This is a genomic window from Streptomyces sp. DSM 40750, assembly GCF_024612035.1.
Lineage (GTDB): Bacteria > Actinomycetota > Actinomycetes > Streptomycetales > Streptomycetaceae > Streptomyces.
The window spans coordinates 2,490,970-2,507,066 of the sequence record NZ_CP102513.1 but is presented as its reverse complement, the minus strand read 5'-3'; the positions used below and the strand labels follow the sequence as shown (position 1 = coordinate 2,507,066).

The 16,097-nt window shown below is 70.7% G+C and carries 13 protein-coding genes; 9 read left to right on the top strand and 4 right to left on the bottom strand.

The window, feature by feature from the left end; all coding sequences use genetic code 11:
* Positions 1 to 39: 39 nt before the first annotated feature.
* The 9 genes from JIX55_RS11205 (at position 40) to JIX55_RS11165 (ending at position 9,041) form a co-directional block, all read left to right on the top strand.
* Entirely contained in the window at positions 40 to 984 is a 945-nt protein-coding gene (locus JIX55_RS11205) for an FKBP-type peptidyl-prolyl cis-trans isomerase (protein WP_257563152.1), read from the top strand.
* Positions 985 to 1,046: 62 nt separating this feature from the next.
* Positions 1,047 to 1,418 carry an FKBP-type peptidyl-prolyl cis-trans isomerase gene (locus JIX55_RS11200; protein WP_257547322.1) on the top strand — a complete coding sequence of 124 codons (372 nt, stop codon included), beginning with the start codon at positions 1,047 to 1,049 and terminating at the stop codon, positions 1,416 to 1,418.
* A 265-nt stretch (positions 1,419 to 1,683) separates the two neighbouring features.
* On the top strand, positions 1,684 to 2,661 hold the full coding sequence (locus JIX55_RS11195; protein WP_257563151.1) for a helix-turn-helix transcriptional regulator: 978 nt from the start codon (positions 1,684 to 1,686) through the stop codon (positions 2,659 to 2,661).
* A gap of 14 nt (positions 2,662 to 2,675) precedes the next feature.
* On the top strand, positions 2,676 to 3,674 hold the full coding sequence (locus JIX55_RS11190) for a helix-turn-helix transcriptional regulator (RefSeq protein WP_257563150.1): 999 nt from the start codon (positions 2,676 to 2,678) through the stop codon (positions 3,672 to 3,674).
* A gap of 105 nt (positions 3,675 to 3,779) precedes the next feature.
* Positions 3,780 to 4,040 carry a hypothetical protein gene (locus JIX55_RS11185; RefSeq protein ID WP_257569293.1) on the top strand — a complete coding sequence of 87 codons (261 nt, stop codon included), beginning with the start codon at positions 3,780 to 3,782 and terminating at the stop codon, positions 4,038 to 4,040.
* Between the two features lie 199 nt (positions 4,041 to 4,239).
* Positions 4,240 to 4,434, top strand: coding sequence for a hypothetical protein (locus JIX55_RS11180; RefSeq protein ID WP_257563149.1), 195 nt, complete (start codon positions 4,240 to 4,242; stop codon positions 4,432 to 4,434).
* A 259-nt stretch (positions 4,435 to 4,693) separates the two neighbouring features.
* A complete protein-coding gene (gene tatA / locus JIX55_RS11175) occupies positions 4,694 to 4,981 on the top strand; it encodes a Sec-independent protein translocase subunit TatA (protein ID WP_257547327.1) in 288 nt (95 codons plus the stop codon).
* 50 nt (positions 4,982 to 5,031) lie between these two features.
* Positions 5,032 to 6,000, top strand: a complete 969-nt coding sequence (gene tatC, locus JIX55_RS11170) for a twin-arginine translocase subunit TatC (RefSeq protein ID WP_257563148.1) — start codon at positions 5,032 to 5,034, stop codon at positions 5,998 to 6,000.
* Between the two features lie 191 nt (positions 6,001 to 6,191).
* Complete coding sequence (locus tag JIX55_RS11165; protein WP_257563147.1) at positions 6,192 to 9,041, top strand: DEAD/DEAH box helicase; 2,850 nt, start codon at positions 6,192 to 6,194, stop codon at positions 9,039 to 9,041.
* A gap of 136 nt (positions 9,042 to 9,177) precedes the next feature.
* On the opposite strand, the gene atzF is transcribed toward JIX55_RS11165, so the two are convergent.
* The 4 genes from atzF to JIX55_RS11145 form a co-directional block, all read right to left on the bottom strand.
* Positions 9,178 to 10,836, bottom strand: coding sequence for an allophanate hydrolase (gene atzF, locus JIX55_RS11160; RefSeq protein WP_257563146.1), 1,659 nt, complete (start codon positions 10,834 to 10,836; stop codon positions 9,178 to 9,180).
* Positions 10,837 to 10,955: 119 nt separating this feature from the next.
* Positions 10,956 to 14,480: a 5-oxoprolinase/urea amidolyase family protein gene (locus JIX55_RS11155; protein ID WP_257563145.1), complete on the bottom strand. Its 3,525-nt coding sequence runs from the start codon at positions 14,478 to 14,480 to the stop codon at positions 10,956 to 10,958.
* Entirely contained in the window at positions 14,477 to 15,094 is a 618-nt protein-coding gene (locus JIX55_RS11150; RefSeq protein ID WP_257563144.1) for an urea amidolyase associated protein UAAP2, read from the bottom strand. The genes JIX55_RS11155 and JIX55_RS11150 overlap by 4 nt, the downstream gene beginning before the upstream one ends.
* Positions 15,091 to 15,915: an urea amidolyase associated protein UAAP1 gene (locus tag JIX55_RS11145; RefSeq protein WP_257563143.1), complete on the bottom strand. Its 825-nt coding sequence runs from the start codon at positions 15,913 to 15,915 to the stop codon at positions 15,091 to 15,093. The genes JIX55_RS11150 and JIX55_RS11145 overlap by 4 nt, the downstream gene beginning before the upstream one ends.
* Positions 15,916 to 16,097 lie beyond the last annotated feature (182 nt).

The following is a 16,097-nucleotide window of genomic DNA, read 5'->3' as shown; positions in this document are numbered from 1 at the left end:
GGCGGGCGACCAGAGTGCCGTCTGAGATCTGAGGAACACGTGCGCCGAATTGCCGGCCTTCTCGTCGTGCCGCTGCTGCTGCTCTCCGCAGCGGCCTGCGGCAGCGACGACGACAAGGGCTCCGACTCCACCTCCACGAAGAACGGAGTGCCCGCGATCACCGAGGGCGCCGAGTTCGGGAAGAAGCCGACCCTCGCGAAGGGGGAGGGTGACCCGCCGAAAGAGTTGAAGGCCGAGGTCATCAGCGAGGGCGACGGCGCGAAGCTGAAGAAGGGTGACGTCGCCGAGGTGAACTACCTCGGCCAGGAGTACGACGAGTCGAAGCCCTTCGACAACAGCTTCGACAAGAAGCAGACGTTCCCGGTCACCCTGGGGGCGGGTGGTGTCATCCAGGGCTGGGAGCAGGGCCTGGAGGGCCAGAAGGTCGGCAGCCGGGTGGAGCTGGTGATCCCCCCGGATCTGGGGTACGGGGCGCAGGGGCAGGGCGACATCAAGGCGAACGCCACGCTCGTCTTCGTCGTGGACATCGTGAAGGGCACGTCGATCCCCGCCTCGGCGAAGGGTACGGAGGTCGCCCAGGACAACATCGACCTGCCGAAGGTCGGCACGAACACCGACGGCAAGGCGCCCACGGTGACGATGCCGAAGGACAGTGACCCGCCGACGAAGCTCGTCTCGAACTACGTCCTGGAGAGCGACGGCGCGGTCGTGAAGGGCACGGACAGTGTGGTCGTGAACTATGTCGCCCTGCTCTGGGAAGGCGGCAAGAAGTTCGACAGCACCTACGACACGGGCAAGACCGTGACGTTCCCGCTGGACCAGTTGACGCTCAAGGGCCTGAAGGACGGTCTCGTGGGCAAGAAGGCCGGCAGCCGGGTGCTTCTCGTCGTGCCGCCCGACCAGGCCTTCGGTGACAAGGAGCAGCAGGGCATCCCGAAGAACTCCACTCTGGTCTTCGCCGTCGACATTCTGGCCGTGGTGTAAGACTGGGCAGGTTGCCCATCAGTCATCGCGCATGACGTTCGTACGACATAGGAGCCAGTGCAGTGAGCATCGAAAAGCCCGAGATCGACTTCCCCGGTGGCGAGCCCCCGAAGGACCTTGAGATCAAGGACATCTGGGTGGGCGACGGCGCGGAGGCCAAGGCGGGCGACACCGTCCTGGTGCACTACGTGGGCGTGGCCTTCTCCACCGGCGAGGAGTTCGACGCGTCCTGGAACCGCGGCACGCCGCTGGAGTTCCGGCTCGGCGTCGGCCAGGTCATCGCCGGCTGGGACCAGGGCGTGCAGGGCATGAAGGTCGGCGGCCGCCGTCAGCTGATCATCCCGGCGCACCTCGCGTACGGCGACCGCGGTGCCGGTGGCCGTATCGGCCCCGGCGAGACGCTGATCTTCGTCTGCGACCTGGTCAAGGTCTGATCGACCGGGCAAAGTCTGAGCGACTGGTCAAGGACTGATCGACCGAGGTGAGGTCTGGTCGTCGTACCGGTCGACCGTCTGGTCGTCGTACCGGATGGCCGCCCGGTCGATCGGTCCGCTTGATCGTCGTTCCGTGTGGGGCCGGGATCCGACCGGACCCGATCACCTGGGGTCCATGCCTGTCCGGGCATGGGCCCTCGGCTTTTGCCGCGACGCTTCGTAGCGGTACGGTCATGCCGCAGAAGCACCCATAGGAAGGGCGTCGATGGCCATTGCCAAGGCCGAGCGGCTGATGAACCTGGCGCTGTGTCTGCTGGGGACGCGTCGGCCGCTCAGCAAGCGCGAGCTGCGGGATTCCATCGAGGCGTATGTCGAAGCCGTCAGGCCGGAAAAGGGTGCGGCTGGTTCCGACGACTCCTTCAACCGCATGTTCGAGCGCGACAAGGACGATCTGCGCGAACTCGGCCTGGTCATCGAGACGGTGGAGAACCTCGACGGCGAGGTCGGCTATCTGGCCCGCCGCGACAGCAACAGCCTCCCGCCCATCACCCTCGACGCCGAGGAGGCCGCGGCCCTCGGGCTCGCCGCGAAGGTCTGGCAGCAGGCCCGCCTCGCCGGTGCCGCGAGCGGCGCCCTGCAGAAGCTGCGCGCGGCCGGGCTGCCCGAGGACGTCGACCCGTACGAGGCCCATGGGGCCCTGGAGCCGCGTATCCCGGTGCACGAGGCCGCGTTCGAGCCGCTGATGCTGGCCTGCCGCGACCGCCGCCCGGTCGTGTTCGAGTACCGCAAGGCCACCGCCGCCCGCCCCGAGCCTCGGCATGTGGAGCCGTGGGCCCTGGAGTGCTGGCGCGGCCACTGGTATCTCGCCGGCTGGGACCGCGACCGGGGCGCCGAGCGCGTCTTCCGGCTCTCCCGGATCACCGGCAAGGTCCGCAGCCGGGGCGGCGCCTTCACCGTCGAGGTCCCGGACGTTGTCACGGTCCGGGAGACGGTCGCGAGCTGGGCGGGGGAGACCGCCGACCGCTCCGCGCTGATCCGGCTGCGCACGGGCGCCGGCTACCCGCTGCGCGCGAAGGCCTCCGCCGTACGGGAACTCGGCGACGGCTGGGACGAGTTGGAGATTCCGTACGGGCACGGTCTGGACGCCTGGCTGGTCGAGTTCGGGCCCGACGTGGTGGTCCTGGAGCCGGCGGAGCTGCGGGCAGACGTGGTGGACCGGCTGCGTGCCGTGGCCAAGGGTTGAGGGGACGTAAGAACGTGGTGGGAAAACCGGCGCGGCCGGGGAACGCCATCGACCAGACCCGGCGGATGCTCTCCCTGGTGACGTATCTGCGGGAGCGGCCCGGCGCCCGGATCGAGGACGTCGCCCGCGCCTTCGGCATCACCGAGGACGAACTGGTCTCGGATCTCGATGTGCTGCCCATGTGCGGGACCAGCTTCCGCGGCGGTGATCTGCTCGACATCGACACCGACGGTGAGCGCATCTGGTGGCACAACCCGGCCGCCCTGGGCGCGGAGGCCGCCGAGCCGCTGCGGCTGGCCGCCGACGAGGCCACCGCCCTGCTGGTGGCCGCCCGCGCGGTCGCCACGCTGCCCGGCCTGCGCGAGAGCGACCGGCAGGCCCTGCTGCGGGCCACCGCCAAGGTCGAGACCGCGGCCGGGGAGGCGGCGGGCGCCAGTTCACGCCTGTCGGTCACCTTCGAGGCCGAGGGCGGGGTCTTCGCCGACGTCGACCGGGCCATCTCGGAGCGGCGGCGGCTGTGGATCCGCTACTACTCGCCCGCCCGCGACGAGGTCACCGAACGCGAGATCGACCCGATCCGCCTGGTCAGCGTCGGTCACACCTATGTCGAGGCCTGGTGCCGCCGCTCCGAGGCCCGCCGGACCTTCCGGCTGGACCGGGTCGCCGAGATCAAGATCCTCGACGAGCCGTCCGCGCCGCCCGAGATCGAGCTGAGGGACCTGTCGGAGGCGTTGGTGCAGCCCGCCGCCGAGGACCCCGAGGTCGTCGTCGAGGTCGGCCCCGGCGGGCGCTGGGTCGCCGAGTACTACCCGCACGACAGCGCCGAGGAGCTGCCTGACGGCGGGCTGCGCATCAGCCTGCGCACCCCCGACCCCGCCTCGCTGCGGCGGCTCGCGCTGCGGCTCGGGCGCGACGGACGGATCGTCTCCCCGCAGGACCTGGCCGACAGCGCCCGTCGGGCGGCCCGCGAGGCACTGGCGGCCTACGACGAGACCGTGACGACGAGACCGTGACGACGGCGTACGACCGGAAAAGGAGATGCGAGGGCTGTGAGCGGCGGGTCGGTTGTGTCGGGTGTGAGGGCCGGCGTGAAGTCCGGTGTGCAGGAGATCCAGGAGATGACCGTGGCGGTCGCCTTCGCGGGCATGAAGAGGGCGGTCGACGTGGTGTTCCGAGCCGGCTGCCCCGACTGCCGGGCCAATTTCGAGCTGGGCGCGAGCGCGCTGCGCCTGGCCATCGGCGCCACCAACAAGACCACCTTCTACTCCTTCACCTGCCCGGAGTGCGGCATCGCCGTCCGTAAGCCGGCCGGTGAAAGGATCATCGAGCTGCTGACCGGGGGCGGGGTGCGGACCCTGCGGCTGCATTCGGCGCGCTAGGGGCCCGCTGGGCGGATCAGGCCGGGCAACGGCGCCTCATCCCTGCCGGTGAGCGGGGGCGATGAGATGCTCCCCCCCCCGCGAGGTCGTTCGTGGGGAGCGTGAGCTGCGAGGCGGAGGAGGGTGTCGACGTGGGGGAGTGCGTGCCAGACCCCGCGTCGCTGGCCTGATCCGCCGAGCAGGCCCTAGGGTCGTCGCCATGTTCTGGGCGATGTTCGCGGTAGCTATGGGTTTCATGGGGCTCGTCGTGCTCGGGGTGCTCGCCGTGCGGGTCTTTCTGGAGGCTCAGCGGCTGGGCGCGCAGGTCACGGAGTCGGCGCGGCGGATCAACCGGGCGGCGGAGGACCTGGAGCGGGCGACGGTGAGCGCGGCCCGTTCCGTGGACACTCTGTGAGTTGCGGCGGAGGCCCCTGTGAGTTGGCTGTCGTGTGCGTTTTGCGCCACTTCGCCCTGTCACCTTCTCACCTTCGGCAGGTACGCTGCCTGTCGCGGCGCGGAGAACGAGGCCCGGGTCGCGCATCGGGAGTACGCACAGGGATTGCCTGACATTCACCCCTGAGCGTTACGATCGCTGCCAACGCGATCGTTCGGACGCTTGTCCGACCGGTCGGACGGCTCCCACCCGCCGCCTCGGTGAAGAAGGAAGACAGCATATGGGTAACCTCGGCCCCACCGAGATCATTCTGATCCTCGTCGTCATCATCCTGCTGTTCGGTGCGAAGAAGCTTCCGGACATGGCGCGCTCGCTGGGCAAGTCCGCCCGCATCCTCAAGAGCGAGGCCAAGGCCATGAAGTCCGACGGTCAGGACGACACCACCGCGGCGGCCGCGCCTCCGCACCAGAACAGCGAGGCCGCGGCACAGCGCACCATCCAGGCCGCTCCCGGCGATGTGACCAGCTCCCGCCCGGTCGCCGAGCCGACGGACACGACCAAGCGCTGACGCAAGGCCGGACAAGACTTCCGGCCTGCCGCACGAGATGAGGACGTGGGTTGCTCAAGTCTGCCCGCAAAACGGAGAAGGACAAGGATCCGGAGGGGCGGATGCCCCTCGCGGAGCACCTGCGCGAGCTGCGAAACCGCCTTGTCAAGAGCCTGCTGGCGATCGTCGTCACGACGGTCATCGCGATCATGTTCTACAAGGACATCATCCAGTTCTTCACGGATCCCATTCTCGAAGCGGTGGGATGCCAATACAGCTTCGCCGAACTGGCGAAGGACAGTAGTCAGACCAGTTGCGCGCGCATCGTGCAGAACGGCCTGCTGAGCCCGTTCACACTGGCCCTCACGGTTGCGCTGTCATCGGGCGTGGTGCTCGCCGCCCCGGTCTGGCTGTACCAGCTCTGGGCGTTCGTCGCGCCCGGTCTGCACCGGAGCGAGAAGAAGTACAGCCTCGGCTTCGTGGCGGCGGGCTTCCCTCTGTTCCTCATGGGCTCGTACTTCGCCTACTGGTCGTTGCCCAAGATGGCGTCGGTCATGCTGCAGTTCTCGATCATCGGAAGCGACAACCAGCTTCCCCTCGATGATCTGCTGAACCTGATCATGCGGATGATCGTCGTCTTCGGCCTCTCCTTCGAGCTGCCCCTGTTGCTCGTGATGCTGAACTTCGGAGGCGTCCTCTCCGGCAAGAAGATGGCCGGCTGGTGGCGGGGGATGATCCTGGGCATCACGCTGTTCGCGGCGATCGCCACTCCCAGCACCGACCCCATCTCCATGATGGCGCTGGCGGGCCCGATCTGGGTCCTGTACTTCTGCGCGTGTGCCGTCGCGCTGATCAACGACAGGCGCCGGGCCCGCGTCGAGGCCATGAAGCCGGGCGACGACGAGGCCTCCGAGCTGGACCTCTCCCCCGAGGAGGTCGGCGAGGTCGAGGCCGTCTCGGCGAGCCGGGCACTGCCCGCGCCGGCGTCGGCGCCGGAGATCGAACGCGACCGGATCAACGGCTACGACGACGCCACCTGACCCGAGGAAGACACCTCGCAGGCCGCCACACGGCCGGGGCGCCCACACGGCGCACCCGGCCGTTCGCGCGTCCTGGCGCGAAACCGCGCCCCGTGCCTTGTGTGCCGCCGTGTGCGCCCGACCACCACCGGATCCGGGGGTGAGGCCCTGAACTGCGGTGATCCTGTGCTGCCCAGGCACCGATCCGGATAATGATCGTCCTGTTGTCAGTGGGGGCCGGTAGTCTCGAAAGCACGATGACAGAGGACCTCTCACCGGCCGAGCGGTACGCGGCAGCCCGCAAGCGCGCTGCCGAGCAGGCCACCGCGCTCGCTTCCTTCCGCGAGATGTACGACTTCGGTCTCGACCCCTTCCAGATCGAGGCCTGCCAGGCGCTGGAGGCGGGCAAGGGCGTCCTGGTGGCCGCCCCCACCGGCTCGGGCAAGACGATCGTCGGCGAGTTCGCCGTCCACCTCGCCCTCCAACAGGGCAAGAAGTGCTTCTACACCACACCCATCAAGGCGCTGTCGAACCAGAAGTACGCCGACCTGTGCCGCCGCTACGGCGCCGACAAGGTCGGCCTGCTCACCGGCGACAACAGCGTCAACTCCGACGCCCCCGTGGTCGTGATGACCACCGAGGTGCTGCGGAACATGCTGTACGCGGGCTCCCAGACGCTCCTGGGCCTCGGCCATGTGGTCATGGACGAGGTGCACTACCTCTCCGACCGCTTCCGCGGCGCCGTCTGGGAAGAGGTGATCATCCACCTCCCCGAGTCGGTCACCCTCGTCTCGCTGTCGGCCACCGTGTCGAACGCGGAGGAGTTCGGCGACTGGCTGGACACCGTGCGCGGCGACACCCAGGTGATCGTCTCCGAGCACCGGCCCGTGCCGCTGTTCCAGCACGTGCTCGTCGGACGGCGGACGTACGACCTCTTCGAGGAGGGCGAGGGCAGCAAGAAGGCCGTCAACCCCGACCTCACGCGCATGGCGCGCATGGAGGCCAGCCGACCCTCCTTCCAGGACCGCAGACGTGGCCGCGCCATGCGCGAGGCCGACCGTGAGCGCGAGCGCCGACAGCGCTCCCGGATCTGGATCCCGAGCCGCCCCGAAGTCATCGAACGGCTCGACTCCGAAGGCCTGTTGCCCGCCATCACCTTCATCTTCAGCCGCGCCGCCTGCGAGGCCGCCGTCCAGCAGTGCCTGTACGCGGGGCTCCGGCTGAACGACGACGACGCCCGGCTCAGAGTGCGGGCCCTGGTCGAGGAGCGCACGGCGTCGATCCCGCACGAGGACCTCCATGTCCTCGGCTACTACGAGTGGCTGGAGGGCCTGGAGCGCGGCATCGCGGCCCACCACGCGGGCATGCTGCCGACGTTCAAGGAGGTCGTCGAGGAGCTCTTCGTACGTGGCCTGGTCAAGGCCGTGTTCGCCACCGAGACCCTCGCGCTCGGCATCAACATGCCCGCCCGCTCGGTGGTGTTGGAGAAGCTCGTCAAGTGGAACGGCGAGCAGCACGCCGACATCACCCCCGGCGAGTACACCCAGCTGACGGGGCGCGCGGGCCGGCGCGGCATCGACGTCGAGGGCCACGCGGTCGTGCTCTGGCAGCGCGGCATGAACCCCGACCACCTGGCCGGGCTCGCGGGCACCCGTACCTATCCGCTGCGCTCCAGCTTCAAGCCGTCGTACAACATGGCGGTCAACCTGGTCGAGCAGTTCGGCCGGCACCGCTCGCGCGAGCTCCTCGAGACGTCCTTCGCGCAGTTCCAGGCCGACAAGTCGGTCGTCGGGATCTCCCGGCAGGTGCAGCGCAACGAGGAGGGCCTGGAGGGCTACAAGGAGTCCATGACCTGCCACCTCGGGGACTTCGAGGAGTACGCGCGTCTGCGGCGGGAGCTGAAGGACCGCGAGACCGAGCTGGCGAAGCAGGGCGCGGCCCAGCGGCGGGCCGAGGCGGCCGTCGCGCTGGAGAAGCTGAAGCCCGGCGATGTCATCCATGTCCCCACGGGCAAGTACGCGGGGCTGGCGCTGGTGCTGGACCCCGGGCTGCCCGCCGGGCGGTCCAACGGACACCGCGGGTTCGAGCAGCACGACGGGCCGCGTCCGCTGGTGCTGACCGCCGAGCGGCAGGTCAAGAGGCTGGCCTCCATGGACTTCCCGGTGCCGGTGGAGGCGCTGGAGCGGATGCGGATCCCGAAGTCCTTCAATCCGCGTTCGCCGCAGTCACGGCGGGACCTGGCGTCCGCGCTCCGCACCAAGGCCGGGCATCTCGTGCCCGACCGGCACGGCAAGCGGCGGGCCGCGGCCGCGGACGACCGTGAGATCGCCCGGCTGCGTGCCGAGTTGCGGGCGCATCCGTGTCATGGGTGCAACGACCGTGAGGATCACGCGCGTTGGGCCGAGCGGTACTACCGGCTCAAGCGGGACACCGCGCAGTTGGAGCGGCGTATCGAGGGGCGGACGAACACGATCGCGCGGACCTTCGACCGCATCGTCGCCTTGCTGACCGAGCTGGATTACCTGCGGGGTGACGAGGTCACCGAGCACGGGAAGCGGCTTGCGCGGCTCTACGGCGAGCTGGATCTGCTGGCGAGTGAGTGCCTGCGGGCGGGCGTCTGGGAGGGGCTGGGGCCCGCGGAGCTCGCCGGGTGTGTCTCCGCGCTGGTGTACGAGGCCCGGGTCGGGGACGACGCGATGGCGCCGAAGCTGCCCTCCGGCAATGCCAAGGCCGCGCTGGGGGAGATGGTGCGGATCTGGGGGCGGCTGGACGCGCTGGAGGAGGAGTTCCGGATCACGCAGAGCGAAGGGGTGGGGCAGCGGGAGCCCGACCTCGGCTTCGCCTGGGCCGCCTATATGTGGGCGTCGGGGTCGGGGCTGGACGAGGTGCTGCGCGAGGCGGAGATGCCGGCGGGGGACTTCGTGCGGTGGTGCAAGCAGGTGATTGACGTGCTGGGGCAGATCTCGGCCGCCGCCCCGCATGGCTCGACCGTGGGGAAGAGTGCGCGTAAGGCTGTTGAGGGGTTGTTGAGGGGGGTTGTGGCGTACTCCTCCGTCGGGTAGCGGCCGGTGGATGGTGGCGCCTGATGTGGGGAGTGGGCGGGGCTGTTGGCGGGTGCGGGTTGTGTGTGGCTTGTCGCGCGGTTCCCCGCGCCCCTGAAGACCTTGCGCCCCTTGGTTGAGAGGCGCTGGAGGTTGGTCAGCGGGTCAGGTAGGGCCTCCAGCCGCCGTACGCCGTGATGTCCGGGGCGTCTTCCAGCGCTGCCGGCTCGCAGAGGAAACCAGGGGCCTGGGTGCCGTCGGCCAGTTCGACGGTGCCCAGGGTCATGGGGCGGGGAAGAGTGGTGAGGAGGCGGCCCAGGCCCTCCGCCGGGAGGCGCCAGATCTCGGCCTCGATGGATGCGCCGCCTTCTCCCACGTGGACCAGGCCCGGCTTGGACGGGGTCGTCCGGAGGGCGTGCAGGCGGTAGACGGGGGCCGTGGTGGTGGTCTGCTCCAGATGGGCGCCCAGGGACAGGAGTTGCGGGTTCAGGGGCTGGCCCGAGAGATGGGCGCCCACAACCGCCAGACGGGCTTCTGGCTGGAGAAGCGTGGCGATGCGGGCCAGCCGGTCGTCCGTGAACGCCGGGCCGATCAGCATGACGCCGAAGGGGAGTCCGTTCACCTCGCCCGAAGGGACGGCGACCGCCGCCAGGTCGAAGAGGTTCGTGGAGTTGGTGAAGCGGCCCAGGCGGGCGTTCGCGCCCAGCGGGTCGGCGGCGACCTCGGCGAGCGTGGGGTGGCCCGGTGTGGTCGGCAGCAACAGGGCGTCCGCGTCGGCCAGTTCGGCGAGCGCCCGGGTGCGCAGGGCCGTCAGGCGGTCCTGGTCGGCGAAGAGCCGGTGGGCCGGGATGTCGCGGGCGCGGGTGATGATGCCTGCGACGGTGGGGTCGAGGGAGTCGACGCCATCTGCGATTGCTTTGTCGATAAAGCTTCCTACGGCCGTGTAGCGCTCGGCTACGAACGCGCCCTGGTAGAGCATCGCGGCGGCCTCGGTGAAGGGGGTGAGGTCGAGGGGGCGTACGTCCGCGCCCGCGGCGGTCATGCGGGCCACCGCCGCCTCGTACGCCTCCGCCCAGCCCGCGTCCAGCTCACCCAGCTGCTCGCGTGGGGGGACCACGACACGCCAGGGGCCCGGGGTGCGCTGGGGGAGGGCGGGGAGGGTGCGGTCGGGTGGGGAGACCATGGGGGCGAGGGCCTGTTCGGCCTCCGGGAGGGTGCGGGCGAACACCGTCACACAGTCGATCGAGGCACAGGCCGGGACCACGCCGGTGGTCGGGACCAGGCCTCGGGTGGGCTTCAGGCCGACGATGCCGTTGAAGGCGGCGGGGACCCTGCCGGAGCCGGCCGTGTCGGTACCCAGGGCGAAGTCGACGATGCCGAGCGCCACCGCCACGGCCGAGCCGGAGCTGGAGCCGCCGCTGATCCTGGACGGGTCGTGGGCGTTGCGGACGGCGCCGTGGGGGGAACGGGTGCCGACCAGCCCCGTGGCGAACTGGTCGAGGTTGGTGGTGCCGAGGACGATGGCGCCGGCCTCGCGGAGGCGGGCGACGACCGGGGCGTCGGCCTCGGGGGTGTAGGCGTAGGCCGGGCAGCCCGCGGTGGTGGGCAGGCCGTGGACGTCGATGTTGCCCTTGGCGGCGAAGAGGCGGCCGGCCAGGGGGAGGTGGTCGCCTGCCGTGAGACGTTCGTCGATGGAGCGGGCCTCGGCCTCGACCTCCGCCCGGGGGCGCAGGTCGATCCAGATCTCGGGGCGGTCCACCGTGGCGATGCGGGCGTAGGCCATTCGTACTCGGGTGAGGGTCTGGGGCTGCGACATCTGTGCTCCTGGGCTGGGGTGGTTCCGTCGGCTGTGGGCCGGTGGGTGGTGTGTGGGCAGTCGTTCCGCCCTGCGGAACGACTGCCCACACACCACCAGGGGGTTATGAGGCTGGGGTCTCAGTCGTCCCCTGTGCCCGTCGGCGCCAGAACGACCAAGGCGGTGCCCGCCTCCACCTGAGCACCCGGCCGGGTCAGGATCTGCTCGACCACACCGTCCATCGGCGCGTGGACGCGGGACTCCATCTTCATCGCCTCCAGACTCAGCAAGGGCTGGCCGGTGGTCACCCGGTCGCCCGGTTGTACGTTCAGTTGCCAGACGGACGCCGCGAACTCGGCCTCGATCAGGTGGCCGCCCTCCGGGATGCGCACCTCCGACGGAGGGGGCGGTGGGATGGCCGCGGTGTCCGTTCGCGTGAACTCGCCGGCCGCCTCCCAGGCCGCCCTCTCCGCCGCGAAGGCGGTCTGTTGCCTGGACCTGAACTCGGCTATGGGGCCGGCGTGTTCTGCCAGGAACGCCTCGTACGCGGCCAGGGAGAAGGTGCCCTGCTCCACGCGCGGTACGAAGCGGCCCGAGACGATGTCCGACCGGAGGGACAGCAGCTCGTCGGCGTCGACCGGGTACCACTTGATGCGGTCGAAGAAGCGCAGGAGCCAGGGGGAGCCGGGTTCGAAGGCGCCGCGTTGCTGCCAGGGGGACCAGACCTGGGTGGTGCGGCCGACGAACTGGTAGCCGCCGGGGCCCTCCATGCCGTAGACGCAGAGGTACGCGCCGCCGATGCCGACCGAGTTCTCCGCCGTCCACGTTCGTGCCGGGTTGTACTTCGTCGTGACCAGGCGGTGGCGGGGGTCCAGCGGGGTCGCGACCGGGGCACCCAGATAGACGTCGCCGAGGCCCAGGACCAGGTACTCCGCGGCGAAGACCGTGTCGTACACCTCGGCCACCGAGGCCAGGCCGTTGACGCGGCGGATGAACTCGATGTTCCAGGGGCACCAGGGGGCGTCGTCGCGGACGCCCGCCATGTAGCGGGCGATGGCCTCGCGGGTCGCGGGGTCGTCCCAGGAGAGGGGGAGGTGGATCGTGCGGGAGGGGACGACCAGTTCGTCCGCCGGGGGGATGGTCGCGACGATCTCCCTCACCGCCGTGAGGAGTTCGGGCTGCGGCAGCACCGCCGGGTCCGTCTGGATCTGGAGGGAGCGGATGCCGGGGGTGAGGTCGGTGACGCCGTCGAGGGCGGCCTGTGCGACCGCTTCCATCAGGGCGTGCACCCGCATGCGCAGCGCCAGGTCGAGGTGCATGGGGCCGAACTCGATCAGGAGGTTGTCGTCGCCGCTGCGGCGGTAGGTCACATCGCCGTCGCGGCCCAGGACACCGCCGTCGACGATGGCGGGGCGGGGCGAGGCGTCGTCCGCCACCGGAAGGAAGCGGACCGTGTCTCCCGGGCGCAGCTGGCCGAGCTTCCAGCGCTCGGTGGAGACGACCGTGGCCGGGCAGACGAAGCCACCGAGGGAGGGGCCGTCGGGGCCGAGGAGGACCGGCATGTCGCCGGTGTAGTCGACGGCGCCGACCGAGTACGGGGTGTCGTGGATGTTGGAGGGGTGCAGGCCCGCCTCGCCGCCGTCGGTGCGGGCCCAGCGGGGCTTCGGGCCGACCAGCCGTACGCCGGTGCGGGCCGAGTTGAAGTGGACCTTCCAGTCGGCCGCGTAGAACTCGTGGATGTCCTCCTCGGTGAAGAATTCCGGTGCCGCGTGCGGGCCTTCGAGGGCGGCCACCTGCCAGGAGGAGCCGAATGGGGGACGTGCCTCCGGCGGGACGGGACGGCCTTCCGTGACCGCTCCGCCGTGCAGTACGTCGCCCGTGCGCAGTGCCCGGCCGCCGTGGCCGCCGAAGCGGCCCAGCGTGAAGGTGGCCGCGCTGCCCAGGAACGACGGGACGTCCAGGCCGCCGCCCGCGAAGAGCACATACGTGCGGAGCCCGTGTTCCGTGGGTGCGCCGACGGCCAGTACGGCTCCGGCGGGCACCGTCACCGGCTCCCACGGCGGGACCGGTGAGCCGTCCACGGTCACCGGGGCGGGGGCGCCCGTCACACAGACCGTGGTGGTGTGGGTGAAGCGGAGGGACGGCCCCTGGAGGGTGCATTCGAGGCCGGGGGCGCCCTCGGGGTTGCCGAGCGCCCGGTTGCCGAGGCGGAAGGACAGGTCGTCCATGGGGCCGCAGGGCGGAACCCCGACCTGCCAGTATCCGGTACGGCCGGGCCAGTCCTGGACGGTGGTGAGGGTGCCGCCGGAGACGACCTCGATACGGGGGGTCGGGTCGGTCACGGTCGAGAGGGTGGCCGTGGTGTGGGTGGCCTGCCGGAAGTCCCGGTCGTCGAGGGCCGCGCGGAGCTGGCCCAGGTTGGTCTCGATGCCGTCGACGCGAGTCCGGCCCAGTGCCTCGCCGAGGCGGCGCAGGGCCTCGGCGCGGTCGGAGCCGTACGCGACGACCTTGGCGAGCAGCGGGTCGTACGACGGGGTGACCTCGGTGCCCGTCTCCACCCAGCCGTCCACGCGGACGCCCGGGGGGAACTCGACCCGCGTCAACAGTCCCGCGCTCGGCCGGTGTTCACGCGAGGGGTCCTCGGCGTAGACGCGGGCCTCGACGGCGTGGCCGCGCGGTTGCGCCGGAGCCTGGACGACGGCGGAGTCGCCGCGCGCCAGGCGCAGCATCCAGGCGACGAGGTCGACGCCGTAGATCTCTTCGGTGACCGGATGCTCCACCTGGAGGCGGGTGTTGACCTCCAGGAAGTACGCCTCCTCGCGTGCGGCGTCGTAGACGAACTCGACGGTTCCGGCGGAGCGGTACTCGACGCTCGCGCACAGGTCGCGGGCGGAGGCGGCCAGTTGCGCGCGGACGTGGTCGGGGAGGCCGGGGGCCGGGGCCTCCTCGACGACCTTCTGGTTGCGGCGCTGGAGGGTGCAGTCGCGGTCGCCGAAGGTGACGACGAGGCCGTCGCCGTCGCCGAAGACCTGCACCTCGACATGGCGGGCCCGCTCGACTAGGCCTTCGAGATAGACACCGGCGGATGAGAAGGAGGCGGCGGCGACGCGCTGCACCCGCTCCCAGGCCTCGGCCAGTTCATCGGCGGAACGACATGCCGACATACCGATACCACCACCACCGCCGGTGGCCTTGAGCATCACCGGATAGCCGATGGCCGAGGCGTGGTCGAGGGCTTCGGCGAGGGAAGGCAGCAGGTCGGTACCGGGGAGGAGCGGGACGCCCGCGGCCTCGGCGGCCGCGCGTGCGGTGTGCTTCGCGCCGAACAGTTCCAGCTGGTCGGGGGTCGGCCCGACGAACACGATGTCCGCGTCCGCGCAGCGGCGGGCGAAGGCCGCGTCCTCGGAGAGGAAGCCGTAGCCGGGGTGGATGGCGCCCGCGCCCGTGTCCTTGGCGGCCTTCAGGACCAGGTCCGCGTCGAGGTACGACTCCTTGGCGGGCGCCGGGCCGAGCCGCACCGCCTCGTCGGCGAGCCGGACATGGGCGGCCGCGCGGTCGGCGTCGGAGTACACGGCGACCGTACGCAGGCCCAGTTCGCGGGCGGTGCGGATGATCCGGACGGCGATCTCGCCCCGGTTCGCCACCAGCAGCGTGTCGAAGGTCATTCCCGGTCTCCTCGGCCCTCGGCGGGCGCACCGATGGTCATCTCCACCGCCGTCGGGTCGAAGCCGTTGCAAGGGTTGTTGATCTGGGGGCAGTTGGAGACCAGCACGAGCACATCGCACTCGGCGCGCAGGGACAGGGCGAGGCCGGGTGCGGAAATGCCGTCGACGATGCCGAGGGTGCCGTCCTTCTCGACCGGCACGTTCATGTACCAGTTGATGTTCGACACGAGGTCGCGCTTGCCGAGGCCGTGCTTGGCGCCCTCCGCGAGGAAGTTGTCCACGCAGGCGTGCTGCGACCAGGTGTGGTGCCCGTACCGCAGGGTGTTCGACTCCTTGGAGCAGGCGCCGCCGACCGTGTCGTGCCGGCCGACGTCGTCGGCGACCACGGTCATCAGCGGGGTGTGCTCGTTGGACATCAGCACACTGCCGGTCGTCAGGAAGATGCCGCCCTGCGCGTGGATCGTGTCGGGCGCGCTGTAGCGGACGGACGTGTCGTGGGCGTCGTAGACGAGGAAGTCGACGGCCTGGTTGCCGTGCAGATCGGTGAGGGTGAGGGTCTCGCCGGTGCGTAGCACGGACGACCAGGCCGCGCGGGCCGGAACGACGGTCTTCATGCGATCCCCCTCGCGGCGAGGAACTCGGCGGTGTTCAGGAAGGCACGGCGGCCCTCGGGCGTGGCGTCCCACAGCGGGTCACCCGGTCGGGTCGGCTCGGCGCGCCAGGCGAGCACCTCCAGCGGGGTGCTGACGTACTCCGGGCGCGGGTCGGCCGGGTGCGGCACATTGGCGATCAGTACGGTCACGTCCTGCTCGGCGCGCAGGGTCACACTGGCGCCGGGGCCGGCGGAGCCGGTGAAGTCGAGGGTGCCGTCCTCGCGTACCCGCACGCCCTGGAAGAACGACAGCGAGGGCGGGAGGTCCCGGGGTTCGAGGCCGTTCTTGGCGGCGGCCAGCTTGAACAGCTCACGGCCGGCGGGGGAGGGCGACTGCGGGGTGCCGTCCCCGTACCGCTCGGTGTTGCGTAGAAGCGTGGAGGTGCCGCACAGCGCGTCGTGCCGGTCCGAGGTGTCCGCGACGACCGAGGCGAGGACGCGGCCCTGGTCGGACAGGAGCAGCACGCCCTCGCCGAGGTAGGCGTTCCACTGGACCTTGACCGTGTCAGCGACGTTCAGCCGCTCCCAGGGGCGGTCGGCGTGGTGCAGCAGCAGATGCGCGCACGCGTCGCCGCGCAGGTCGGTCAGCCGGAACTCCGTGCCCCGGGCCAGTACCCGGTGGGTGTAGTTCCCGCCCGCCACGGTCTCCGCCCACACCAGCCGCTCCGCCTCGCGGGGTGGTGCCGGCCAGGCGCTCGCCGGCACCACGGGCATCGTCTCGGCCTGGGCGCCCTCCTGTGCGCGGGCGTGATCACGTGCTCCGTACGTCGTCGATGTCGCCATCGTGGGACCTCCGGGTGCGGCGCGTATTTCTGTCGTCCGACAGAAATTAGGTCCGGGGCGGGTCGCTGCCATGTCCCGTGCGTTGCACGGCAGTTACCGACCCCTCACGATGGTCGTGCCTCGCCAGGGGGCCGGGGAATCGAGCGATCGGTCACAAAGGCGCGTGGGTGCCGTGTGCGAGG

Excerpts from the sequence above, each read along its gene's own strand:
- JIX55_RS11195 (WP_257563151.1), top strand. The coding sequence starts at position 1,684 with ATGGCCATTGCCAAGGCCGAGCGGCTGATGAACCTGGCGCTGTGTCTG.
- JIX55_RS11180 (WP_257563149.1), top strand. The coding sequence starts at position 4,240 with ATGTTCTGGGCGATGTTCGCGGTAGCTATGGGTTTCATGGGGCTCGTC.
- JIX55_RS11155 (WP_257563145.1), bottom strand. The coding sequence starts at position 14,480 with ATGACCTTCGACACGCTGCTGGTGGCGAACCGGGGCGAGATCGCCGTC.
- tatA (WP_257547327.1), top strand. The coding sequence starts at position 4,694 with ATGGGTAACCTCGGCCCCACCGAGATCATTCTGATCCTCGTCGTCATC.
- atzF (WP_257563146.1), bottom strand. The coding sequence starts at position 10,836 with ATGTCGCAGCCCCAGACCCTCACCCGAGTACGAATGGCCTACGCCCGC.
- JIX55_RS11150 (WP_257563144.1), bottom strand. The coding sequence starts at position 15,094 with ATGAAGACCGTCGTTCCGGCCCGCGCGGCCTGGTCGTCCGTGCTACGC.
- JIX55_RS11145 (WP_257563143.1), bottom strand. The coding sequence starts at position 15,915 with ATGGCGACATCGACGACGTACGGAGCACGTGATCACGCCCGCGCACAG.
- JIX55_RS11165 (WP_257563147.1), top strand. The coding sequence starts at position 6,192 with ATGATCGTCCTGTTGTCAGTGGGGGCCGGTAGTCTCGAAAGCACGATG.
- JIX55_RS11185 (WP_257569293.1), top strand. The coding sequence starts at position 3,780 with ATGACCGTGGCGGTCGCCTTCGCGGGCATGAAGAGGGCGGTCGACGTG.